Origin of the sequence: Micromonospora sp. NBC_01740 (genome assembly GCF_035920365.1) — a bacterium.
Classification (GTDB): Bacteria; Actinomycetota; Actinomycetes; order Mycobacteriales; family Micromonosporaceae; genus Micromonospora; species Micromonospora reichwaldensis.
Map to the genome: position 1 here is coordinate 413,888 of NZ_CP109150.1, position 22,762 is coordinate 436,649.

Consider the following 22,762-nt stretch of genomic DNA (forward strand, 5'->3'; position numbering starts at 1 on the left):
AGGTCACACGGCGTCGCGCCGCGCGGCGGAGGCGTCGACGGACGGGCGGCCGGTGCGGGCCCGTCACGTACGCCGGGAACGCCCGCGCCCATAGTCAGCAACGGGTCGGCTGACCCCCGGCGCGCAGCGTCTCCAGCGCGGTCAGTGCCTCGTCCAGCGAGCCGACCTTCAGCAGCGGCAACCCGGGCTGCGGGTTGCGTACGGCCTCGGCGCAGTTCGCCGCCGGCACCAGGAACGCCACCGCGCCGGCCTCCTTCGCGCCCACCAGCTTCTGGGCGATGCCGCCGATCGGCCCGACCCGGCCGGCGTCGTCGATCGTGCCGGTGCCGGCGATGACCTTCCCGCCGGTCAGGTCCTCCGGGGTCAGCTTGTCCACGATGCCGAGGGCGAACATCAGGCCGGCGCTCGGCCCGCCGATGTCCTCCAGGTCGATGCTCAGGGTGAACGGGTGCGGCTGCTGCTGCTCGATCTCCACCCCGATGCGGGGTCGCCCGTCCTGCTCCCGGCTGGTGACCGCCGCCGTCGCGGCGGCGCCCTCGCGGGTGTAGCCGATCCTCAGCGCGGTCCCGGCCGGCTTCGCCCTGATCAGGTCCGTGAGGCGCGTGGCCAACGGGACCGGTTCCCCGTCCACCGAGGTCAGCACGTCGCCGGGCTTGAGTACGCCGGCCGCCGGACCGTCGGCGGCGACGGTCTTGACCACCACCTGCACCGGGAAGCCCAGCTCCCGCAGCGCCGCGGTCTCCGCGCTGGTCTGCGAGACCCGGAAGTCCTCCGCGTTGCGCTCCTCGACCTGCTTGCGGCTCTCCCCCGGCGGGTACACCAGCTCGCGGGGCACCACCGCCTCGTCGTCGGAGAACCAGCCCTGGATCGCCGAGCGCAGCTTGACCGAGGGCTGTACCCCGACCGTGGTCAGCCGGAGCTGGCCGGCGGAGGTGGACGTCTCCCGGCCGGTGACCTGGATGACCTCCTTGCCGTTCTCCTTGCCGAGCGTGTTGACCGTCGGCCCCGGGCCGAGCACCACGTACGGGATGGGCGCGCCGAGCACGCCGATGCTGAGCAGAGCGGTGAGCAGAGCACCGAGCAGGACGGTCACGCCGCGACGTCTCATGCGGCAGAGCGTACCGACCAGGATCGGGGCCTCCGGCGGGTGAATCGCGACTTCGCCCTCAGCGCAACGCCAGCGGCAGCTACCTGGGGCGCGGCGCGCGTACCGTAGACGTCGTGCCTGATATTCCGTTCGGTTTCGCGCTCCCGGGTGGGCAACCACCAGACCCCAACGATCCCGCGCAGATGCAGCAGTTCATGTCGCAGTTGCAGCACCTGCTCTCCGCGTCGGGCAGCGGGCCGGTCAACTGGGACCTGGCCCGGCAGGTGGCCGCCAGCCAACTCGCCGCCGCGGGCGACCCGGCGGTGTCGCCCTTCGAGCGCAACGCGGTGGAGGAGGCGTTGCGGCTCGCGGACCTGTGGCTGGAGCCGGCCTCCGCCCTGCCCTCGGGCATCCAGACCTCGCTGGCCTGGAACCGCAACGAGTGGATCTACAAGACGCTCGACGTCTGGCGCAAGCTCTGCGACCCGGTCGCCAGCCGGATGGTCGGCGCGATGGGCGACCTGGTGCCGCCGGAGGCGCGCGCCCAGCTCGGCCCGATGCAGTCGATGGTCGCCACCCTCGGTGGCGCGCTCTTCGGCGGCCAGCTCGGCCAGGCACTCGGCTCGCTCGCCGCGGAGGTGCTCTCCGCCGGCGACATCGGGCTGCCGCTCGGCCCGGCCGGCACGGCCGCGCTGATCCCGGCCAACATCCGGGCGTACGGCGAGGGCCTGGAGCTGCCCGAGGACGAGGTGCGCCTCTACGTCGCCCTGCGCGAGGCCGCCCACCAGCGGCTCTTCCAGCACGTGCCGTGGCTGCGCGGGCACGTGCTCAACGCCGTCGAGATGTACGCGGCCGGCATCCGGGTCAACCGGGAGGCGATCGAGGAGGCGATGGGCCGGGTCGACCCGACCGACCCGGAGTCGATGCAGGCGATCGCGCTGGAGGGCATCTTCACGCCGGAGGACAGCCCGGCGCAGAAGGCGTCGCTGGCCCGGCTCGAGACCGCCCTGGCCCTGGTCGAGGGCTGGGTGTGCCACGTGGTCGACAGCGCGGCGAGCGGCCGGCTGCCCAACGTGGTGAGCCTCGGCGAGGCGTTCCGCCGCCGCCGGGCCGCCGGTGGCCCAGCCGAGCAGACCTTCGCGGCGCTGGTCGGCCTGGAGCTGCGTCCGCGCCGGCTGCGCGAGGCGGCGGCGCTCTGGGCGGCACTGACCGAGCACCGGGGCATCGCCGGCCGGGACGCCCTGTGGGGCCACCCCGACCTGCTCCCCTCCGACGACGACTTCGCCGACCCCGTGGCCTTCGCGATGTCCGAGTGGGACCTCGGTGAGTTGGAGAGCTTCGACTTCAGCGCGCCGGGCGGCCCGGAGGAGAAGGCCCCGGGCGAGCCGGAGCAGCGGCGCCCGGACGACGACCCCGAGGGCGGCGACGCCAGCCGCCCCTGACCGCGTCGACGACGAGGGCCGCCCGACCCCTGGTGGGTCGGGCGGCCCTCATCGCACGGTCGGGCGGCCCTCGCCGCGGTCAAGCAGCCCACGTTGCGCGGTCGGGCCACATCGCGGAGTCGGCCCACGTCGCACGGTCGGCCCACGTCGCACGGTCGGGCCACGTCGCGAGGTCGGGCCACATCGCGAAGTTGGGCAGCCCGCGTCGCGGGGTCGGGCGGCTCACGTCGCACGGTCGGGTCGCGCCGCAAGGTCGGGCGGCCGCCCGTCTTCGCGCGCGGCCCTCGTCGCGGGGTCGGGCTGCCGTCGCGGGGTCGGGCTGCGTCGCGGGGTCGGGGGCCCGGCCGTGGTCCGGAGCAGGTCAGCGCGAGTCGCTTCCGGCCCGCGGTCGGCTCAGCGGGGCTGCGCGGTGCCGGAGAGCAGGGCGCGGGTGGTCTCCCAGCCCTCCACGGCCGGGTCGAGGAACGCCAGGTCGCCCGGCCCACGCAGACGCCGCCAGGCCGGGGTCACCGCCAGGTCGCCGGGTCGCGGCGCCGCCGCGCGCACGGCCGTGGGTCGCGCGGTGTCCAGGTCCAGCGCCGGCAGCCACGCCGGTACGGGCAGCCGGGTGGCCACGCCGAGCAGCCCCGGTCCACCGCCCTCGACCGGGGCGACCGCGACCGGCCGGGTGGTGAGTGGGCGCAGCAGCTTGCCGATGGTCAGGCCCGGCACGTCAGGCGCGTCGCCGGCGATCACGGCCACCTGGTCGTAGCCGGTGTCGGCGAGAGCGGCGAAGACGGCGTTCGGGGTCGCCTCGGGGACCTCGTACACGGTCGTGCCCGGCCAGACCACCGCGTCGGCCAACTCCCGGTCCGCCGGGGTGACGGCAACGGCCGTCTCCACCTCGTTGAGCGTGGCGAGCAGGTCGACCACGTCCTCGGCGAGCGCGGCCCGCCAGTCCACCGGGTCGGTGCCGGGCGGCGCCCAGGTCACCGGTCCGAGCAACGCCACCACCACACGTCGGGCCACCCCACGACCCTAGCCGGGCACGCCACGAGCCACGACCCACGGGCACGGGGAAGCGGCGTCCACCCGCTCGGCGACGTCCGACATGAGCAGCCGGCTGCCCGAGTCGCGTCGAGATCTTGGCAGGAACGTGCCCCTGGAGGGGCCGTCGCGTACCAAGATCTCGCCGGCTCCGTCCGCCCCGAAGCCGGCGCGGCAGCGCGGACGAAGCCGGCGCGGCAGCGCGGACGAAGCCGGCGCGGCAGCGCGGACGAAGCCGGCGCGGCAGCGCGGACGAAGCCGGCGCGGCAGCGCGGACGAAGCCGGCGCGGCAGCGCGGACGAAGCCGGCGCGGCAGCGCGGACGAAGCCGGCGCGGCAGCGCGGACGAAGCCGGCGCGGCAGCGCGGACGAAGCCGGCGCGGCAGCGCGGACAGCGCGGATTAAACCGGCGCGGGCAGCAGGCGTTGACGGAGGTCGGGACGGCGGGTGGCCGGCGGCGGCGCTGACGGGGTCAGTCGGTCAGCGGGGTGCCCGAGGCCGCCGCGACGCCCTCCAGGTAGCCGCGCGCCCGCTCGGACTTCGGGTAGCGCGCGACGAGCGCCCAGAACCGCGCGTTGTGACTGGGCACGATGAGGTGCGCGAGCTCGTGCAGGAGCACGTAGTCGATCACCCAGTCCGGCAGCCCCTGGACGCGGTGCGAGATGCGGATCGTGCCGTCGTCCGGGGTGCAGGATCCCCACCGGCCGTTCTGGTTGGTGACCCAGCGGACGCTCGTCGGTACGGCCTGCGCGCCGTGTTCGGCGAGGTAGAGCTTGATCAGCCGGGTGGCCCGGGCGAGCAGCTCGGCGTCGGACCGGGCGAGGCGCCCCTCCCGGGCGGCGAGCCGGGCGAGCATCCGGTCGACCCACTCGCTCTCCTCGGCGCGGGAGAACTGGTCCGGGATGAGGACGACGACCCGTTCACCGTCGCGATACGCGGACACCGTGCGTCGCCGACGCTGGCTGCGCCGCACTTCGACGACCGGCTTCCGCGCCCCTGCCATCAGCGGGCCGCGCAGCCTCGGATTCCTGTCACGAAGGAAAGCTAATGCGTACTGACCAGGGGTCCGCAAGGGTCAACACCCCGACACCCGCCCGGAAAATGGTGATTGGTCGGCAGGAGTCCCAAAAAATCTTTTGCCGGGCCACGGTGAATCGTCGCCGTCACCCTTCGTGGCGGCCGTCCGCGGGTGCGGAGGTGTCGCACCGCTGGCCTCCGCCGGGGTGCGGCGGGCACACCCCCACGTTAGGTGATCTCCGTGGCAGGCGCAGCTCGGGGTCCCCGCACGGGGCATCTGGCCGGGTTCGGTCGGCGTGTCCCCGCCAAACTGACTTATCCGACGTAATTCGCCATGCACACTCTCGACGTCGACTTGCTCACAGTGACGAAGCACAGCTGACATGGAACCGCCCACACCTGGGTAGGGTCCGCGGACCAGCGGTCACGAGCGTGGCCGTGGGAGAACGACCCAGCGCCGGTGCCCGAGTGGCCCGCCGCCGGGAACCCCCGCCGGGACGGCATCGGCCGGCGGACGAGACGAGGAGGGCACCGTGGCCGACCAGGCCCAGACCTACAACGGTTACTGCGTCAAGTGCAAGGAGAAGCGGGACTTCGAGGGCCGCGTCGAGGTCTCGAAGACCGGGATGAACATGGCCAAGGGCAAGTGTCCGGTATGCGGCACAACAGTGAACCGCATCCTGGGCAAGGCGAAGGTCTGACCCGTACGGATGCGTCGGAGGGGGCGGCCGTCGGCCGCCCCCTCCGGCATGACCGCGCCTCATCCGCCGGCGCACCCGGTCGCGCACTGTCGGCTCGCCGACATGGTTACCGGCGGGTTGTGGATATCCCGGCATTTCCTGTGGACAGCCCTGGACAGGGCACCGCGCACCTGTGGACAACGATCGACGGTGAGCACGGACACGGTCACGATCGGTGTCATGCGCCGAGCCACGCTGCCCCGTCCCGTCCTGCTGCCGGGCCTCACCAGACTCTGGCGGGACCGTCACACCCTCCAACTCGGCGTCGAGCCGGGCCGCGCCGTGCTGCTGGAGATCGCCGACCCCCGGGCCGCCCGCCTGCTCGACCTGCTCGACGGCACCCGTAGCGAACGGCTGGTCCTGGCGCACGCCGTCGCCGCCGAGGTGGCCCCCGACGAGGCCCGCGCCCTGCTCGACGCGCTGCGGGCCGCGGGCCTGGTCGTACCCGCGCACACCCTGCTGCCGAAAGACCTGGCCGGCCCGCCCCGGGCCCGGCTCACCGCCGAGGCGGAGGCGCTCGCCCTGGCCTCGGCGCGGCTGCCCGGAACGCCCGCCCAGGTGCTGCGCCGGCGGCTGGCCGCCCGGGTGGTGGTCAGCGGCACCGGCCGCCTCGGCGCCCCGGTCGCCCTGGCGCTGGCCCAGGCCGGGGTGGGGCACGTGCACCCGGACCTGGCCGGGCCGGTGCGGCCGGCGGACCTGGTCGGCACGGGCATCCCGGCCGCCGCGCTCGGCCATCCGCTCGCCCGGGCGGTACGCGACGCCGTCGAGCGGGCCGCCCCCGGCACGGGCACGGGCCCGCTCCGGCGGGGCCGGGTCGACCTGGTCGTCCAGCTCGGTACGGACCGACCGGCCGCCCTGCTCGCCGCCGGTCACGCCCAGCGCCGCCAGCCGCACCTGCTGCTCGGCCTCCGGGAGGGCGTGCCCGTGGTCGGCCCGCTCGTCCGCCCGCCCGCCGGCCCCTGCCTGAACTGCCTCGACCTGCACCGGGCGGACCGGGACCCGGACTGGCCGGCGCTGGCCGCCCAGCTCGCCACGGGCGCGGGCGAGCAGGCGTGTGCCACCGCGACCCTCCTGGCGGCCGGGGCGTACGCGGCGGCCGAGGCGCTGGCGCAGCTCGACGGGGGCACCCCGGAGACCCTGGGCTGCGCGGTGGAGATCACCGGGGCGGGGCGGTTCCGCCGCCGGATGTGGCCGCCGCACCCCTCCTGCGGATGTTCGCGACGGCGCCGGTGACGCCCCCGAAGGCGGGGACGGGCACCCAGCCCGGCGGCAGAGCAGCCGCGGGCCCCCGGAGTCGGTAACAATGGCCGGGTGACCGACATCCCGCGCCGGGCCGTGTCCCGGACCGCCAAGCTCGCCGCTCTGCCGCTCGGCTTCGCCGGTCGGACCGTCCTCGGCATGGGTAAGCGCGTCACGGGGCTCGCCTCCGACGTGATCTCCGCGGAGATCCAGCAACGCACCGCCGAGCAGCTCTTCAGCGTGTTGGGGCAGCTCAAGGGCGGTGCGATGAAGTTCGGGCAGGCGCTGTCGGTCTTCGAGGCCGCCCTGCCCGAGGAGATCGCCGCCCCCTACCGGCAGGCGCTGACCAAGCTCCAGGAGGCGGCGCCGCCGCTGCCGGCGGCCAGCGTGCACAAGGTGCTCGCCGAGCAGCTCGGCCCGGACTGGCGGGACCGGTTCGTGGAGTTCGACGACACCCCCGCCGCCGCGGCCAGCATCGGCCAGGTGCACCGGGCGGTGTGGCGGGAACCGGGCTACGGGCCGTCCGGCGCGCCGCAGACCCGCGACGTGGCTGTCAAGATCCAGTATCCGGGCGCCGGCGACGCCCTGCTCGCCGACCTCAAGCAGCTCTCCCGCCTCGGTGGGATGTTCCGGGCGATCCAGCCCGGGCTCGACGTCAAGCCGCTCCTGGCGGAGCTGCGGGAACGGATCACCGAGGAACTCGACTACGAGCTGGAGGCCGAGTCGCAGCGCGCCTTCGCCGCCGCGTACGCGGACGATCCGGAGATCCACATCCCGGCGGTGGTCTCGGCGTCGCCCCGGGTCCTGGTCACCGAGTGGGTCGAGGGCACCCCACTGGCGGAGATCATCCGCGAGGGCACGGAGGAGCAGCGCGACGAGGCCGGCCGGCTGATGGCCATCCTGCACCTGTCCGCGCCGCAGCGGGCCGGGCTGTTGCACGCCGATCCGCACCCGGGCAACTTCCGGCTGCTGGCGGACGGCCGGCTCGGCGTGATCGACTTCGGCGCGGTGGCCCGGATGCCGGAGGGCACGCCCGAGCCGATCGGCCGCATCGCCGCGCTGGCGCTGCGGGGCGACGCCGATGAGGTGGTCGCGGGCCTGCGCTCGGAGGGCTTCATCGGTTCCACCGAGGAGATCGACGCCGAGGCGGTACTCGACTTCCTCCGTCCGATGCTGGAGCCCATCGCCGCCGAGGAGTTCCGGTTCACCCGGGCCTGGCTGCGCACGGAGGCGACCCGGTTGGCCAGCCCCCGCTCCCCCGCGTACCAGTTGAGCCGGCAGCTCAACCTGCCGCCGTCGTACCTGCTCATCCACCGGGTGACGCTCGGCTCGATCGGCGTGCTCTGCCAACTGGAGGCGAAGGCGCCCTACCGGGGCATCCTGGAGCGCTGGCTGCCCGGCTTCGCCCCGTCGGCCGGCCAGCCCTCGGCGGGCGGCTGAACGACGGCCGCGCAACCGGACGCGGCGCGCGGCGCGAAGAAGACGGCGCAGCGCGCGGAAGACGACACGGGGCGGGGGAACGCGACGAGGGGCGGTGGCCGGATTCCGGCCACCGCCCCTCGTCTATCGGTGGGGTACTAGAGAACGCCCAGGTCGCGCGCCGCTCGGTTGCGGCTGTTCATGGCGACGGTACGGGCGGAAAGGGTTGCCTCAGTGCTCGTGGTGGTACGACCGGCCTGAGGCCGGCGCATTCGAGCCCGGGACAACGCTTCGTGAAGTAGTTGCATCTCGGCGACTCCGTCAAGAACGTTCAGCATGGTGGTCAGCTCTCTCGTCGCCGGCGTGACACCGGCGTGGGTGGGTTGGATCGGGTGCATGTCAGGCCGCCAGCCGGACCGTGGTGCGCGACTCGGACAGCCCACTGGCCGCCAGTCGTGCCTCGGCCTCGACCCGGAGCGCCGCGTCGCGGGCGAGGTCCTCCTTGCGCGGACGGCCACGGGGCCGCTTGCGCGGGACGACCGCGCCACGCTCGAAGATCTCGCCGCCCCAGACGCCCCAGGGCTCGGCCCGCTCCACCGCCCCGGCCAGGCACTCGACGCGCAGCGGGCAGTCCCCGCAGAGCGACTTGGCCAGCTCGAGCTCGGCGGGCGAGTCGGAGAACCACAGGTCGGGGTCGAACTTCCGGCAGGGCAGGTTCGCCTCCACCTCGACGCTCACGTCGAGTGGGGCCAACGCCAGACTCATCGCCCGGTCACCTCTCTCTCACTTCGATCTCGTGGATCGCATTTCCGACGTACTTGGCGGGCAAAAAACTGAGGCCGCGGATCCCGGTAGCGGGTTCCGCGGCCTCGAGGTGAGCCGGTGTCTGAGAATCAGACCGGTCTACCTCGAGGTGGAACTCCGCGGGCGCCCATGTAACGCTTGACAGCATCGACGCCCTTGCCCGTGAAGCCACTGGTCCCCTGGTTTCCGTTTGGCGCGGTGGCGAGAATCAGCTCGGCCTGAGCCTCGACACGGTGCACCTGGGAAACCGACGGTCGCGCAGTGGCGAGGGCCACCCGGACAGCCGACAACGGAGCGACGACAGCGGGCAGCGCCGCCGGACGCTCGTTGATGTAGACGATCTCCATCGGGACCACCTCCTCTGACGTTCACTCGTGCCGATACGGTCTCTACCCCTCGTGAGCAGCCCGAATGGCGCCGCTCGCGAGGTGTGTCATGAGGCTATTCCTCGCCACGGGGCGAGGGCAAACGAATTTACGGCGAGATTTCGAAAGTTTTCTCCGGGCAGACGTCGTCGACCGCCGCGCCCGCCACCAGCGCCAGGACCGCCTCCCCGTAGAGGCCGAGTTTCCGGGGCCCGATGCCGGCGATGGCGATCAGTTCCTCCGCCCGGCCGGGCCGCCGCTCCGCGAGCGCGACCAGAGTGGCGTCGGTGAAGACCACATAGGCCGGTACCCGCTGCCCGCCGGCCACCCGCTGGCGCCACTCGTGCAGCCGTTCGTGCAGCTCCTCGTCGATGTCCGAGGGGCAGGTGGGGCAGCGGCCGAGCTTGCGGTCCGGCCCCGCGAGCAGGGTGGCGCCGCAGATCCGGCAGGAGACGATCTGGGTCCGGCGGCGCTCGGGCCGACGCGCCGCCGGAGCGGCCCCGGCCCGCTCCGTCCCGCCCGAGCGGTCGAGCTGCGGCAGGAACCGCGAGGGCCGCCGGGCCCGCCCGCCCGGCGAGCGGGCCGAGGCGTACGACAGCCAGAGCCACTCGCGCGCCCGGGTGACGCCGACGTAGAGCAACCGGCGTTCCTCCTCGACCTGTTCGACGGTCTTGGCGTACGTGGTGGGCAGGGTGCCCTCGGAGAGGCCGACCAGGAAGACCGCGTCCCACTCCAGGCCCTTGGCGGAGTGCAGCGAGGCCAGGGTCACCCCGTCGACCGTCGGCACGTGCTGTGCGGCGGCGCGACGGGCCAGCTCGTCGTTGAAGTCGGCCAGGGTGACGGGGCGCTCGACCGAGGCGGCGGGCCCGATCGGCACCACCTCCGGGGTGGCGGCGTACTCCTCGGCGAGTTGCACCAGCGCGGCGAGCGCCTCCCACCGCTCGCGGGCGGCGCCACCGGCCGGGGCGGCGTCGGGGGCCCAGCCGACCGCGGTGAGCGCCTCCACCACGGCGGCGGGCAGCGGGGTCTCCCCGGGGATCGACCGGGTGGCGGCCCGCAGGGCGACCATCGCCTGCCGCACCTCGGCCCGCTCGAAGAACCGCTCCGCCCCCTGCACCACGTACGGCACCTGCGCCTCGGTCAGCGCCTTCTCGTACGCCTCGGACTGCGCGTTGGTCCGGAACAGCACGGCGATCTCCTTCGCCGGGGTGCCGGCGTCGACCAGGGCGCGGCAGCGGGCAGCCACCGCGTTGGCCTCGGCCGGCTCGTCGGTGAAGATCCGCAGCTCCGGTTCGGGGCCGGGCGGGCGCTGGCCGACCAGCTCCAGGCGCAGCCGGGCCTCGGTGCCCCGCGCCTGGGAGATGACCGCGTTGGCCAGCCCGACGACCTGCGGGGTGGAGCGGTAGTCGCGGACCAGCCGGACCACCGTCGCGCCCCGGTACCGGCGCGGGAAGTCGACCAGGTACGACGAGGTGGCCCCGGTGAACGAGTAGATCGTCTGGCTGGCGTCGCCGACCACGGTCAGGTCGTCCCGCCCGCCCAGCCACGCCTGGAGCAGCCGCTGCTGGAGGGGGTTGACGTCCTGGTACTCGTCGACGACGAAGTGCCGGTACTGGGCGCGGACCTGCTCGGCGACGTCCCGGTGCTCCTCGATGCCCCAGACCGCGGCGCGCAGCATGTCCTCGAAGTCGATCACCCCGTTGGACCGCTTGAGCCGCTCGTACGCCGCGAAGACCTCGGCGACGCGGGCCGGCTCGTGCGGGGTGTCCCGCATCGCCTTCGCCGCCGCGACGACGTATTCCCCCGGTTCCACCAGCGACGACTTCGCCCACTCGATCTCGCCGGCGAGGTCCCGGGCGGCCGCCCGGTCGGTACGCAGGCCGGCCTTGGCCGCGGCGAGGGTGACCAGCCGGACCTTGCTGTCCAGCAGCTCGGGCATGGCCCGCCCCTGGAGCAGCCGGGGCGCGAAGTAGCGCACCTGGCGCAGCGCCGCCGCGTGGAAGGTGCGCGCCTGGACGCCACCCACCCCGAGCGCGGTGAGCCGGGCGCGCATCTCGGCGGCGGCGCGGGCCGTGAAGGTCACCGCGAGCACGTGCCGGGCGGAGATCTCCCCGGAGAGCGCCCGGTGGGCGATCCGGGAGGTGACCGCGCGGGTCTTGCCGGTGCCGGCGCCGGCCAGGATGCAGACGGGGCCGGCGGGGGCGGTCACCGCCGAGCGCTGCTCGGGGTCGAGCCCGGCGAGCACGCGTTCGGATGCTGAGTGAACCACCACAGCGAGGAATTGTCTCAGCTCCGCCAGACGTTGCAGCGGTTAGCCTGGGCTTGATCGGCAAGCCGCCACGCGGACCGTTGGAGGATCTGACCATGCTGACGATGTACTCGACCCCCTGGTGCGGCTACTGCCACCGGCTGAAGTCGCAGCTCGACCGGGAGGGCATCGGCTACGAGGTGGTCGACATCGAGCAGGACGCGAAGGCCGCGGAGTTCGTGATGAGCGTCAACGGCGGCAACCAGACCGTCCCGACGCTGCGTTTCGCCGACGGCAGCGCCCTGACCAACCCCTCGATCATCCAGGTCAAGCAGCACCTGGCCACGATCGACGCCTGACCGGACGCAGCACCGCCGACGAGCGGCCGCCCACCCGGGCGGCCGCTCGTCGCGTACCACGGGGGGTCCTGACGACGCGGCGGCTCAGCGCGCCGGGCCCGGTGGGGTCGTGCCGACCACCTCCTGGCTCGCGGCGGCCGGGTCGACGGCGGCGGCCCCTTCGGCAGGCCGGCGGGGGGCGGGGATCCGGACGGGTGGCGGTGGGCTGAGCGTGCGGCCGTGCCAGAGGTAGCCGCCGGCGAGCAGGGTGGCCACCCCGATCAGGGCGAACAGGACGCGGTAGTCCAGCACCCCTACGAGCAGCGCCCCCGCGCCGATCGAGAGCGCCTGCGGGCCGCTGACCACGGCCTCCGAGGCCGCGGCGACCCGGCCGAGCAGCGCTTGCGGGGTACGCCGTTGGATCAGCGTGTGCAGCCCGACCATCGTCAGCGGCAGCGACACCCCGGCCAGCAGTACCGCGACGAAGCCGAGCCAGAGGTTCGGGTACACCAGCGCCAGCGAGGCCGGCCCGAAGAACGCCACCCCGGCGGCGAGCGTGCCCACCTCGCCGGCGCGGCGCACCACGGCCGGGGAGAGCAGCCCGCCGACCAGTCCGCCGATGCCCTGCACGGTGACCAGCACGCCGACGAACGCGGCGTCCCGGCGCAGCCCCTGGTCGACGTACGCGAAGATCAACGACTCGCTGAAGCCCATCGCCAGCGATCCCAGCCCGTAGCCGAGCAGCGCCCGGCGCAGCGCCGGCTCCCCGGCCAGGTGACGCAGCCCGGCGCTCACCTCGGCCGGCCAGCGCAGCCCGGGCCCGGCGGGCGGCGTCTCCGTCGTGCGGAGCAGGCCCACCACGACGGCCGCCGACAGGAAGCCGACCATCCCGATCACGGCCAGCATCCAACCGCCGACGGCGGCGTAGAGCCCGGCGCCGGCCAGCGGGCCGACCAGCCGCAGCCCCTGGCGTACGGTCTGGAGCACGCCGTTGGCCTCGGCCAGCAGTTCCACCGGCACGAGCTGGCGGATCAGGCCGCTGAGCACCGCGCTGAGGGTGATGTACGACAGGCCGTAGAGGGCCGCCACCACGTAGATGATCCACACGTCGGTCCGGTCCCGCACCACGAGGAGCGGGGTGAGCAGCACGGCCGTCACCAGGTTCGCCGCCACGAAGAACGGGCGCCGGGGGTAGCGGTCGACGATCCACCCCACCAGTGGGGCCAGGGTCATCGGGGCGATGACCGCGAAGATGGTGGCGCCGGCCAGCCCGTCCGACCCGGTCAGGTCCTTCACCCAGATGGCGAGGGCCAGCAACAGGATCGACTCGGCGGCCATGCTGGCGAGCAGGCCGCCGAAGAGCAGGCGGAAATCCGGGCGGCGCAGGACGGTGCGCATGGGGTCCCTCCGGCGGGGGTGGTGCGCGGCGTGGCGCGGTCTGGGGTGGCACGGTCGGGCCGACGGCGTCGTACCGGACGCCGTGCCCTTCCACGGTCCTCTTTTCTGCGAGACACGCCCCCACCGGGACCTCCGGCGGGAGGCGCGCCGTCCATACTGACCGTGGGGGGCGAATTTCATACAGTTACCGTCGCGTCTGCGGCGGTCCACGGGAAAAGAGGACGTCGTGCCTCCTGCCTCACCCAGCCCGATCCTGCGCCGCCGCAGGTTGGGCACCGAGCTGCGCCGGCTGCGCGAGGCCGCGGGTCTCACGGGAGACCAGGTCATCGAGCGGATCGGCTGGGCGTCCGCGTCCAAGTTGTCCCGGCTGGAGAACGGCCGCAGCCGCCCGGACCCGGACGACGTACGCGTGCTGCTGGATCTCTACGGCGCCGACGAGGCGCTGCGGCGGGAACTCCTCGGTATCACCGAGGAGGCCGGCGACATCCGCGGCTGGCTGCGCAACTACCCGGTGATGACCCAGCAGCAGCGCAGCTTCGCCGAGCTGGAGGCGGGCTGCGCGGAAATCTCGGAATACAACCCCGTCCTGGTGCCGGGCCTGCTCCAGACGCCGGACTACGCGTCGGTGCGGATCGCCTCGGCCCGGCAGGTCGACGAGGAGGCCGGCGACCCGGAGGCCGGTGAGGACATCGACACCGAGGTGCGGGCCCGGCTGGCCCGGCAGTCGCTGCTCACCCGCTCGACCGACGCGCCCCGCTACACGGCGGTGCTGGAGGAGGCGGCGCTCGGCGGCCGGACCGGGCCGCCGGAGGTGCTGCGCGCGCAGCTGGTGCAGCTCTGCGAACTGGCGATGCTGCCGAACGTCACGCTGCACGTCCTGCCGCGTGACACCCAGATCGGCGACTGGTACCTCCCGCCGACCGCGTTCTCGGTCTACCGGTTCGCGGATCCGCTCGATCCGGAGACCCTGGCCATCGAAGGGGGGTTCACCGACGTCATGTCGACCGAGGTAAACGCCCTAAATCGCTATAAAGTGGTGTTCGAGTGGCTATGCACGGCGGCGCTCTCCGAATCGGACACCCTCTCCTGGCTGATCGAGGCGACGGGGCGGCTGCCCGGCACGGCGACCGCGTCCACGGTGGCGTACGGGCCGGCAACGGCGCCGACCCAACGCCGCCGGCATTCCGGGCGCCTGACGGACCGGTGAGCACGGGGGCCCACCGTCGGGTCGTGCGGCGCCACTCGTTCCATCGGAGCAGTTCACCTCAGGAGTGGCACGATGAACGAGATCCGCAACACGCCGTCCGTACTCGCCCAGCTCGCCGACGCCCCGTGGCGTAAGAGCACGCGCAGCCAGACCTCGAACTGCGTCGAGGTCGCACCACTGAGGACCGGGCCGGTCGCGGTGGCCCTGCGCGACAGCAAGGACCAGGGCGGTCCGGTGCTGCTGTTCAACCGGGCCGGCTGGCTGGGCTTCATCGCCGGCGCGAAGAACGGACAGTTCGATCTGAACTGATCCGTCGACCGTCGCGGGGCCGCCGGCAGCGTGCCGGCGGCCCCGCCGCGTCTGCGCCCTGCCACCCCGCCGACCAGGCATCCGCTGATCGGATGAGCCTCCGGACCAATCGTCGCGTTTCACTTGATGAGACGACCGCGCGGCGTAACATGACGACAGAGTGACGTGGAACTTCCACCCGTTCCCCACCCTCGCGATTCATCCGGAGACCCGCATGCGGTTCCTGATCGTTCGCACCGACATCCGCGCAGCCGCCGACGTGGACATCGCCGCCGCCTGGGCGTGCGGTGACCGACTCCGCGACGAGACCACCACGCCCGAGCCGCGCCGCCAGATCGTGCACGCCGAGGAGCGCGACGCCGCGCTGCTGCTGGCCCGGGCCCTCGCCACGGTCGGCGCGGTCCGCTCCGGGAAGCAGCGGGTCAAGGTGCTCCCGCTCGACGAGCCGGGCCGCGGACGGCGGGCCGCACCCGACGACCGAGGCAGCTGACCCGCACCCAGACGTCCGTCGTGGTCGGACCGGCTCCCCCGCCGTGCTCCTTTGCCCCAGCCGACCACGGCGGCCCGTGTTCCCGGTCCGTGACCGCCGCGGCAACGGCGGCCACGGGCCGGGACCGCACGGCCCCCGGCCACCGGCGCGCCCGCGCGCGGCGGGACCGGCTCAGCAGTGCCCGTCGAGCCAGCGGTGGATCAGGAAGAGCGCGATCGACGACGGCGGCGGCAGCACCAGGCGGGCCCCGCCGACCTCCACCGGCCGTCCCGCCAGGGCCGCGCCGATCTCCCGGCGGGAGAACCACCGGGCGAACGCGATCTCCGTCGGATCCACCTGCACCGGATGCTCCGGATCCGCCGTGGCGAGGAAGCCGAGCATCAGGGAGCCGGGAAACGGCCACGCCTGACTGCCCGCGTACGCGATGTCGTCGACCGGGACGCCGACCTCCTCGCGGACCTCGCGCAGCACCGCGGCCTCGGCCGACTCCCCCGGCTCGACGTAGCCGGCGAGGCAGGAGAACCGGCGCTCGCCGGCGGTGTGCGGCCAGGTGGCGTTGTTGCCGAGCAGGCACCGCCCGTCCAGGCCCGGAACGCCGTCGTGCACCAGCACGATCATCGCGGGATCGGTACGCGGCCAGATCCGCTCCCCGGCCGGGTCGACCCGGGACCAGCCGGCCTCGTCCACCTCCGTCGGGTGCCCGGTGGCCGACGAGTAGCGGTGCCGCAGGTGCCAGTTGACCAGCGCCAGCGCGGTGGTGAACAGCCCGGCGTCGCGGTCGCCGAGCAGGTGCCCGACCTCGCGCAGGTGCGCCGCCCGGGCCCCGGACACCGCCGGCAGCGGGGCGTCCACGGCGAAGACCGGCACCCCGTCCGGCTCGACGCCGAGGAACATCGGCGACGTCGGCTCGGGCAGCCCGGCCGGGTCGACCAGCACCAGCTTCGGTGGCGACGTGTCGGTACGCACCAGCGCCCGGCCGCCGTCGGCGGAGTCGAGCACCAGCACCCGGGCCCGGCTCCACGCCTGCGCCAGCCACCCGGGGTCGGTGCGCCGGTGGGCCGCCCGGTCCAGGGTGGAACGGGCCAGCGGCGGCGCGGGCTCACCGCTCACGGTCGTGCCGGCTCGGTGGTGACCGGGGCCAGCGCCGCCACCTGCGGCCCGATCCGTTCGGCGTCGCCCAGCACCACGGTGACCGCCTGCGCCGGGGCGAGGTAGCGGGCCGCCGCCTCGGCCACGTCGGCCACGGTCGCCTTCGCCAGCCGGGCGGCGTGCTCGGCCAGGAACTCCAGGCGCAGCCCGCTGCCGGCGTACGCGCTGGTCAGCGAGGCGAGCCCGGCCTGGGTGGACATCCCGAGCTGGAGGGTGCCGAGGGCGTACTGGCGGGCCTGCTCCAGCTCGTCCTCGCGGGGCGGGAGGGAGGCCAGCCGGCCGAGTTCGTACGTCGTCTCCAGCAGCGCCGGCCCGGTGACCTCGGTGGCCACGTCGACGGCGGCGACCAGCACCGACCCGGCCACCGAGTGCTCGACGAGGGAGTGCCCTCCGTACGTGTAGCCCTTGTCCTCGCGGATGTTCTCCACCCAGCGGGAGGAGAAGTAGCCGCCGAAGATCAGATTGGCCAGTTGCAGCGCGGCGTGGTCCGGGTGGGTGCGGGGCACCGCCGGCAACGCGATCCGCAGCGAGGACTGCACCGCCCCCGGGCGGTCGACCAGCAGCAGCGGCCCGGGCTCCAGCGGCGGGGCGGGCGGCAGGTCGGCGGTGTGCCCGGCGCCGGTCCACCCGGACAGTGCCTTCTCGGCGGCGTCCAGCGCCCGGTCCGGCTGCACGTCACCGACCAGCACCAGCACGGCGTCGGCGGGGTGCACCCGCTGGGCGTGCAGGGCCCGCAGCGCTCCCGGCCGGACCGCCCGGACCGCCTCCGGTTCGGGGGTCTGCACCGCGTACGGGTGGCTGCCGTAGACCCGCCGGAGCAGGGCGGTGCGGGCCAGGTGCGCCGGCTGGCTCCGCGCCACGTGGATCCGGTCCACCAGCCGGTCCCGCTCCGTGGCGACGTCGTCGTTCGGGTAGGCCGCGTCGGTCAGCACCTCGGCGAGGATCTCCAGCATCCGGTCCAGCCCGGTGACCAGCCCGGCGCCGGAGAGCATCAGCCGGTCCGGGTCGATCCCGGCGGAGAGCCCGCCGCCGACCTTCTGCAACTCGGCCGCGATCTGCACGCTGGACATGGTCCCCGTGCCGGAGAGCAGGGTCTGCGCGAGCACGGCGCCCCGGGCGAGGTGGGCGCGGCCGAACGGCATCCACAGCCGCACCTCCACCAGCGGCACCGCCGGCCGGCGTACGGCGATCACGGTCAGCCCGTTGCCCAGCGTGCGCTCGGCCTGCTTCGGCAGCTTGAGCCTGCGGTTCGGGCCGAGCGGCGGCAGCGCCCGGGGCGCGGCCGGTGCGGTCACGCTCACTGTGTCTTCTCCGTTCGCGACTGCGGGGCTCGCAAGACCGGCTCACTCCTCGCGCTCACCGAATCCACCTTCGTTCGCGACTGCGGGGCTCGCAAGACCGGCTCACTCCTCGCGCTCACCGGGCCCCTCCTGGGATGACCTCGATGGACGCGCGGCGCTCGGGCCGCAGGGTGGCCGCGGCGGCGCGGACCTGCTCGTCGGTGACCTCGCCGACGAGCCGGGGCAGGTCGTTGAGCAGCCCCGGCTCGCCGCGCTGCTGCTCCAGCACGGCCATCTGCAACGCCCGGCCGAGCACCGCGTCGGTGTCGCGCAGCAGGTGGGTCGCCATCCGGGCCTGGGTGCGGGCCAGTTCCCCCTCGGCCACGCCGTCGGTGGCCAGCCGGTCCAGCTCCTCGTCGATGGTGCGCAGCACCTTGTCCACGTCCCCGCCGGGCGGCAGGTGCGCCTGGAGCAGCAGCGCCGTCGGGTCCCGCACGTCGAACGGGTCGCCCATGAAGCCGACGTAGCCGCCGAGGCTGGTCACCGCCCGGTCCCGCTGGACCAGCCGCTCGACCAGCCGGGACGCGTCGCCGTCGGTGAGCACCTCGGCCAGCACGACGTACGGCAGGTAGGCGGCGAAGTCGGTGATCGGGTCGGGCACCCGCCAGGCGCCTGCCACCGCCGGCAGCGGGGCCAACTCGTCGGTGTACGAGGTGCGCCGCTCCTCGGTCAGGTCGGGCTCGGTGAAGTCGGGCCGCTTCGGGGCGGGACGCGCCGGCACGTCGCCGAAGTGCCGCTCGATCAGCGTGGTCGCCTCGGCTACGTCGATGTCGCCGCTGACCGCCAGCACCGCGTTGCCGCTCGCGTAGTAGCGGCGGAAGAAGTCGGCGGCGTCGGGGACGGTGGCCGACTCCAGGTCGACGAAGGATCCGTAGCCGTCGTGCGCGTTCGGGAAGGTGTCGAACATGACCGGCGGCAGGGTCAGCCAGGGAAAGCCGCCGTACGGGCGGTTGAGGACGTTGACCCGGATCTCCTCCTTGACCACGTCGACCTGGTTGCGCAGGTTCTCCTCGGTCAGCCGGGGGCCGCGCATCCGGTCGGCCTCCAGGAACAGCGCCCGCTCCAGGGCGTTGCTCGGCAGGGTCTCGAAGTAGTCGGTGTAGTCCAGGTGGGTGGAGCCGTTGAAGGTGCCGCCCGCCCCCTGCACGTGCCGGAAGTGCGCCAGCTTCTCCAGGTTCTCGGAGCCCTGGAACATGAGGTGCTCGAAGAGGTGGGCGAAGCCGGTACGCCCCTCGGGTTCGGAGCGGATGCCGACGTCGTAGACGACCGCCACCCCGATCACCGGGGCGCTGCGGTCGGGGGTCAGGACCACCCGCAGGCCGTTGTCGAGCGTGAACCGCTCTACCGGGTACTTCGTCGCTGGAATTCTCGATCTCCGCGCCGCCACGGGATCGACCCTAGCGCGTCGGCACCCCCGCCACCGGCGACCTCTCGCCTGCCGCCCCGACCAGCGCCCGGGGCGTCGCACGCAGCCGCCCCGGCGGCCGGCGACGGCGCCGGGAACACCGGCCGCAAAGCACATTCAATCAGTAGAGATTGCCGCTTTTTCTGGGACGCATATCCCGGCATGTGGTTGGCCCTTGACGCCAGTTCACCGCCTGCCCCAGTCTTCCTACCAACTAAGTAGGAATACTGCGGATTGGATGGACGATGAGACGGCTCCCCATGCGTCGGTGGGTCTCCCTGGCCACCCTCGCCGTCGTCGGCGTGGCGACCCTGGGCACCGCCGCCGCCTGCGGCGACGACAGCGAGGGCGCAGGCGGCGGCTCCGGCCCGACGACGCTGCGGCTCGGCTACTTCCCCAACATCACCCACGCGCCGGCCGTGGTCGGCGTGGAGAAGGGCATCTTCGCCGAGAAACTCGGCGGCGACGTCAAGCTGGAGACGAAGACCTTCAACGCCGGCCCCGCCGCCATCGAGGCGATCTTCTCCGGCGCGCTCGACGCGACGTACATCGGCCCGAACCCCACCGTGAACGCCTTCTCGAAGTCGAAGGGCGAGGCCGTCCGGGTCATCTCCGGCGCGGCCTCCGGCGGCGTCGCGCTCGTGGTCAAGCCCGAGATCACCTCGGTGGAGCAGCTCCGGGGCAAGAAGATCTCCACCCCGCAGCTGGGCAACACCCAGGACGTGGCCATCCGCTACTGGCTCAAGGAGAAGGGCCTCACGACGACCAAGGAGGGCGGCGGCGACGTCAAGATCGTCCCGCAGGAGAACGCCCAGACGGTGGAGACCTTCAACAGCGGGGCCATCGACGGCGCCTGGGTGCCCGAGCCGTTCGTGTCCCGGCTGGTCAACGCGGGCGGCAAGGTGCTCGTCGACGAGCGCGACCTCTGGCCGGACCGGAAGTTCGTGATCACCAACCTGATCGTCAGCACCAAGTTCCTCAAGGAACACCCGGACGTGGTCAAGAAGCTGGTCGAGGGTCAGGTGGCGGCCAACGAGTTCGTCAACACCAAGCCCGACGAGACGCACCAGGCCATCTCCGACCACATCGGAAAGATCAGCGGCAAGCCGCTCGACCTCAAGCTGATCAAGCAGGCCTGGCCGACGCTGGAGTTCACCAACGACCCGATCGCCACGTCGCTGAAGACCGGGCTCGACCACGCCGTCGCGGTCGGGCTGACCCAGCCGGTCAGCCTCGACGGTCTCTACGACCTCACCCACCTGAACGAGGTGCTCAAGGGCCAGGGCAAGCCCGAGGTCGTCCAACCATGACGTCGACCACGACGATGCCACGCAGCGCGACCGGCTCGGTCGCGCTGCACGGCGTCACCAAGGTGTACGGGCGTGGGGCGAACGCCGTCGTCGCCCTGGACGGGGTCTCCCTCGACGTCGCGCCCGGCGAGTTCGTCTGCCTGGTCGGGGCCTCCGGCTGCGGCAAGAGCACCCTGCTCAACCTGGTCGCCGGCCTCGACCGGCCCAGCGGCGGGCGGATCACCCTCGACGAGGGCGTCGACCCGGGACTGATGTTCCAGGAGCCCGCCCTCTTCCCCTGGCTCACCGTCGAGGGCAACGTCGAGGTGCCGCTGAAGCTGCGCGGGCTGCCCCGGGCGGCGCGGCGGGACCGGGTCGCCGAGCTGCTCGGCACGGTCCACCTGGCCGACTTCGGCCGCAAGCGCCCGCACGAACTGTCCGGCGGCATGCGCCAGCGGGTGGCGCTGGCCCGCACCCTCGCCCTGGACACGCCGGTGCTGCTGATGGACGAGCCGTTCGGCGCGCTCGACGCGATGACCCGGGACATCCTGCACGACGAGCTGGAACGGATCTGGACCGAGCGGCGACTCACCGTGATCTTCGTGACGCACAACGTCCGCGAGGCGGCCCGGCTCGCCGACCGGATCATCCTGCTCTCCAGCCGGCCCGGCCGGATCATCTGGTCCACCCCGGTCGACGTGCCCCGGCCGCGCCGCATCGACTCCCCCGAGGTCGCCGCGATCGCCGCCGAGGTCACCGGCCGCCTGCGTACGGAGGTGGGCCGCCATGGCCGGTGACACCCTCGCCGCCGTCCCGCGTACCGACGCGGAGATCTCCGGGCTGGACGCCCTGGAGCTGGCCGGTCGGGAGAAGAGCCGCACGCGGGCCAGCCGGTTCTGGGCGGCGACCTGGCCGAAGCTGGCCGCGCTCGTCCTCGCCGTCGGCGCCTGGCAGGTCGTGGTCTGGACCGGCTGGAAGCCCGAGTACTCGTTGCCGGGCCCGGTGGCCGTGGGTCAGGAGCTGCTCCGGCAGGTCAGCGGCGTCCAGCTCTGGGAGGGGCTGGTCACCACCCTGCGCCGGGCGGCCCTCGGCTACGTCTTCTCGGTCGCCGTCGGCCTGCTGCTCGGCCTCGCGGTGGCCCGGTCGCGGATCCTGCGGGCCGCGATCGGCTCGATGATCACCGCGTTGCAGACGATGCCGTCGATCGCCTGGTTCCCGCTGGCGATCCTGCTGTTCGAGCTGAGCGAGAAGGCCATCTTCTTCGTGGTGGTGCTCGGCGCCGCGCCGTCCATCGCCAACGGCGTGATCGCCGGTGTGGACTACGTGCCGCCGCTGCTGCTGCGCGCCGGCCGCAACCTCGGCGCCCGAGGGCTCAACCTGTACCGGTACGTCATCGCGCCCGCCGCGCTGCCGGCCATCGTGGCCGGCCTCAAGCAGGGCTGGGCGTTCTCCTGGCGCAGCCTGATGGCCGGCGAGCTGATCGTGGTCGGCATCTCGCAGACCTCGCTGGGCGCGCAGCTGACCTACTCGCGGGAACTCTCCGACTCGCCCTGGCTGATCTCCACGATGATCGTGATCCTGGTGCTGGGCCTGGCGGTGGACGCCGCGTTCGGGGCGGCGGACAAGGCGATCCGGCGTCGGTGGGGCGTGTTGGACCAGGCGGGTCAGTGACGTGTACGTCTCCGCGCGCAGTGACTACGCGCTCCGGGCCATGCTCGCCGTCGCCGCCGCGGCTCCGGTCGGCGGCGGCGAGCTGGTCAAGGCGGGGACGCTGGCCGACAGCCAGGGCATCCCGCTGAGCTTTCTCCAGGGCATCCTGGTCGACCTGCGCCGGGCCGGCCTGCTGGTGAGCCACCGGGGCACCGAGGGCGGGTACGCCCTGGCCCGTCCCGCGGTGGAGATCAGCGTCGGCGACGTGCTCCGCGCGATCGGCGGCTCCCTGACGACCGTCCGCGGCCTGCCGGCCGAGCGGGCCGGCTACGTGGGTGTGGCGACCGGCCTGCGGGACGTCTGGCTGGCCGTGCACGGCGCGATCGCCCTGGTGGTCGACCGGACCACCCTCGCCGACCTGCTGGGGGCGGAACATTCTGCGGCCGGCGCCGGGGAGACCCGCGCCCGCTGACCGCGCACCGGCTCCTCCGGCGACGGGCAGGCGGGCCAGCGACGGTCAGCCGACTGTGGGCACCGGCCGCTCCGTCGGGCTGCGAAGCTCGACCGGAGCGGCTGGCGCGGCCCCGTCCGGGGTGGCGTGCCACGGCGTGAACACCGCGACCACGGCGAGCAGCAGCCCGGCCAGCGCCACCGCGAGCACCAGCAACAGTTCCCGCGCCGCGCCCGAGCCGGCGTCGCCCGCCATGGTCACCCCTCCCATGCCGGGCGGTCCCGCCCGGATCTTCCCCCGCCCCCAGCTTTCACCACCCCCGGCGGCGGAAACAGTCGCCGATCGGACGT

At 73.7% G+C, this 22,762-nt stretch carries 23 protein-coding genes; 12 read left to right on the forward strand and 11 right to left on the reverse strand.

Going from position 1 to position 22,762, the window contains the following annotated elements; translation table 11 throughout:
* Positions 1-94 precede the first annotated feature (94 nt).
* Complete coding sequence (locus tag OG989_RS01805; RefSeq protein WP_151456066.1) at positions 95-1,108, reverse strand: YlbL family protein; 1,014 nt, start codon at positions 1,106-1,108, stop codon at positions 95-97.
* Positions 1,109-1,290: 182 nt separating this feature from the next.
* Here OG989_RS01805 and OG989_RS01810 point away from each other — a divergent pair, with 182 nt between their 5' ends.
* A complete protein-coding gene (locus OG989_RS01810) occupies positions 1,291-2,529 on the forward strand; it encodes a zinc-dependent metalloprotease (protein ID WP_132231360.1) in 1,239 nt (412 codons plus the stop codon).
* Between the two features lie 393 nt (positions 2,530-2,922).
* On the opposite strand, the gene OG989_RS01815 is transcribed toward OG989_RS01810, so the two are convergent.
* On the reverse strand, positions 2,923-3,537 hold the full coding sequence (locus OG989_RS01815) for a hypothetical protein (RefSeq protein WP_327029510.1): 615 nt from the start codon (positions 3,535-3,537) through the stop codon (positions 2,923-2,925).
* A gap of 489 nt (positions 3,538-4,026) precedes the next feature.
* Positions 4,027-4,557 (reverse strand): M48 metallopeptidase family protein, encoded by a 531-nt coding sequence (locus tag OG989_RS01820; RefSeq protein ID WP_132231076.1) that lies wholly within the window; start codon positions 4,555-4,557, stop codon positions 4,027-4,029.
* A 547-nt stretch (positions 4,558-5,104) separates the two neighbouring features.
* On the opposite strand from OG989_RS01820, the gene OG989_RS01825 reads away from it, so the two are divergent.
* The 3 genes from OG989_RS01825 (at position 5,105) to OG989_RS01835 (ending at position 7,990) form a co-directional block, all read left to right on the forward strand.
* Positions 5,105-5,272, forward strand: coding sequence for a DUF5679 domain-containing protein (locus tag OG989_RS01825; protein ID WP_012014940.1), 168 nt, complete (start codon positions 5,105-5,107; stop codon positions 5,270-5,272).
* A gap of 219 nt (positions 5,273-5,491) precedes the next feature.
* A complete protein-coding gene (locus tag OG989_RS01830; protein WP_327031094.1) occupies positions 5,492-6,544 on the forward strand; it encodes a TOMM precursor leader peptide-binding protein in 1,053 nt (350 codons plus the stop codon).
* Positions 6,545-6,622: 78 nt separating this feature from the next.
* Entirely contained in the window at positions 6,623-7,990 is a 1,368-nt protein-coding gene (locus tag OG989_RS01835) for an ABC1 kinase family protein (RefSeq protein ID WP_151456064.1), read from the forward strand.
* A 378-nt stretch (positions 7,991-8,368) separates the two neighbouring features.
* Here OG989_RS01835 and OG989_RS01840 read toward each other — a convergent pair whose 3' ends face one another.
* The 3 genes from OG989_RS01840 to OG989_RS01850 form a co-directional block, all read right to left on the reverse strand.
* Positions 8,369-8,734: a WhiB family transcriptional regulator gene (locus OG989_RS01840; RefSeq protein ID WP_088998544.1), complete on the reverse strand. Its 366-nt coding sequence runs from the start codon at positions 8,732-8,734 to the stop codon at positions 8,369-8,371.
* Between the two features lie 128 nt (positions 8,735-8,862).
* A complete protein-coding gene (locus OG989_RS01845; RefSeq protein WP_327029511.1) occupies positions 8,863-9,120 on the reverse strand; it encodes a hypothetical protein in 258 nt (85 codons plus the stop codon).
* 127 nt (positions 9,121-9,247) lie between these two features.
* On the reverse strand, positions 9,248-11,410 hold the full coding sequence (locus OG989_RS01850) for an ATP-dependent DNA helicase UvrD2 (protein WP_151456062.1): 2,163 nt from the start codon (positions 11,408-11,410) through the stop codon (positions 9,248-9,250).
* 92 nt (positions 11,411-11,502) lie between these two features.
* On the opposite strand from OG989_RS01850, the gene OG989_RS01855 reads away from it, so the two are divergent.
* Complete coding sequence (locus OG989_RS01855) at positions 11,503-11,745, forward strand: mycoredoxin (protein WP_151456061.1); 243 nt, start codon at positions 11,503-11,505, stop codon at positions 11,743-11,745.
* Between the two features lie 84 nt (positions 11,746-11,829).
* Here the strand turns inward: OG989_RS01855 and OG989_RS01860 are convergent, their stop codons facing one another.
* The gene (locus OG989_RS01860) at positions 11,830-13,122 is read right to left on the reverse strand and encodes an MFS transporter (RefSeq protein WP_442791904.1); all 1,293 of its coding nucleotides are present in this window, start codon (positions 13,120-13,122) and stop codon (positions 11,830-11,832) included.
* Positions 13,123-13,348: 226 nt separating this feature from the next.
* Between OG989_RS01860 and OG989_RS01865 the strand changes: the two genes are divergently transcribed.
* The 3 genes from OG989_RS01865 (at position 13,349) to OG989_RS01875 (ending at position 15,128) form a co-directional block, all read left to right on the forward strand.
* Positions 13,349-14,329, forward strand: a complete 981-nt coding sequence (locus tag OG989_RS01865) for a helix-turn-helix domain-containing protein (RefSeq protein ID WP_327029513.1) — start codon at positions 13,349-13,351, stop codon at positions 14,327-14,329.
* Between the two features lie 72 nt (positions 14,330-14,401).
* Entirely contained in the window at positions 14,402-14,638 is a 237-nt protein-coding gene (locus OG989_RS01870; RefSeq protein ID WP_132231069.1) for a DUF397 domain-containing protein, read from the forward strand.
* Between the two features lie 214 nt (positions 14,639-14,852).
* A complete protein-coding gene (locus OG989_RS01875) occupies positions 14,853-15,128 on the forward strand; it encodes a hypothetical protein (protein ID WP_132231358.1) in 276 nt (91 codons plus the stop codon).
* A gap of 171 nt (positions 15,129-15,299) precedes the next feature.
* On the opposite strand, the gene nudC is transcribed toward OG989_RS01875, so the two are convergent.
* The 3 genes from nudC to OG989_RS01890 form a co-directional block, all read right to left on the reverse strand.
* Positions 15,300-16,238: an NAD(+) diphosphatase gene (gene nudC, locus OG989_RS01880; protein ID WP_151456613.1), complete on the reverse strand. Its 939-nt coding sequence runs from the start codon at positions 16,236-16,238 to the stop codon at positions 15,300-15,302.
* A complete protein-coding gene (locus OG989_RS01885; RefSeq protein WP_327029514.1) occupies positions 16,235-17,578 on the reverse strand; it encodes a M16 family metallopeptidase in 1,344 nt (447 codons plus the stop codon). The genes nudC and OG989_RS01885 overlap by 4 nt, the downstream gene beginning before the upstream one ends.
* A gap of 115 nt (positions 17,579-17,693) precedes the next feature.
* Complete coding sequence (locus tag OG989_RS01890; protein WP_327029515.1) at positions 17,694-19,004, reverse strand: M16 family metallopeptidase; 1,311 nt, start codon at positions 19,002-19,004, stop codon at positions 17,694-17,696.
* A gap of 263 nt (positions 19,005-19,267) precedes the next feature.
* Between OG989_RS01890 and OG989_RS01895 the strand changes: the two genes are divergently transcribed.
* From OG989_RS01895 to OG989_RS01910, 4 genes are read left to right on the forward strand one after another with little or no spacing between them, the layout of a single operon-like run.
* Positions 19,268-20,332, forward strand: a complete 1,065-nt coding sequence (locus OG989_RS01895; protein ID WP_151456616.1) for an ABC transporter substrate-binding protein — start codon at positions 19,268-19,270, stop codon at positions 20,330-20,332.
* On the forward strand, positions 20,329-21,108 hold the full coding sequence (locus OG989_RS01900) for an ABC transporter ATP-binding protein (protein ID WP_327029516.1): 780 nt from the start codon (positions 20,329-20,331) through the stop codon (positions 21,106-21,108). Before OG989_RS01895 ends, OG989_RS01900 begins: the two co-directional genes overlap by 4 nt.
* Positions 21,098-21,982: an ABC transporter permease gene (locus OG989_RS01905; protein ID WP_151456617.1), complete on the forward strand. Its 885-nt coding sequence runs from the start codon at positions 21,098-21,100 to the stop codon at positions 21,980-21,982. The genes OG989_RS01900 and OG989_RS01905 overlap by 11 nt, the downstream gene beginning before the upstream one ends.
* 1 nt (position 21,983) lies before the next feature.
* Complete coding sequence (locus tag OG989_RS01910; protein WP_151456618.1) at positions 21,984-22,433, forward strand: RrF2 family transcriptional regulator; 450 nt, start codon at positions 21,984-21,986, stop codon at positions 22,431-22,433.
* 45 nt (positions 22,434-22,478) lie between these two features.
* Here the strand turns inward: OG989_RS01910 and OG989_RS01915 are convergent, their stop codons facing one another.
* Positions 22,479-22,667, reverse strand: a complete 189-nt coding sequence (locus OG989_RS01915; protein WP_132231061.1) for a hypothetical protein — start codon at positions 22,665-22,667, stop codon at positions 22,479-22,481.
* Positions 22,668-22,762 lie beyond the last annotated feature (95 nt).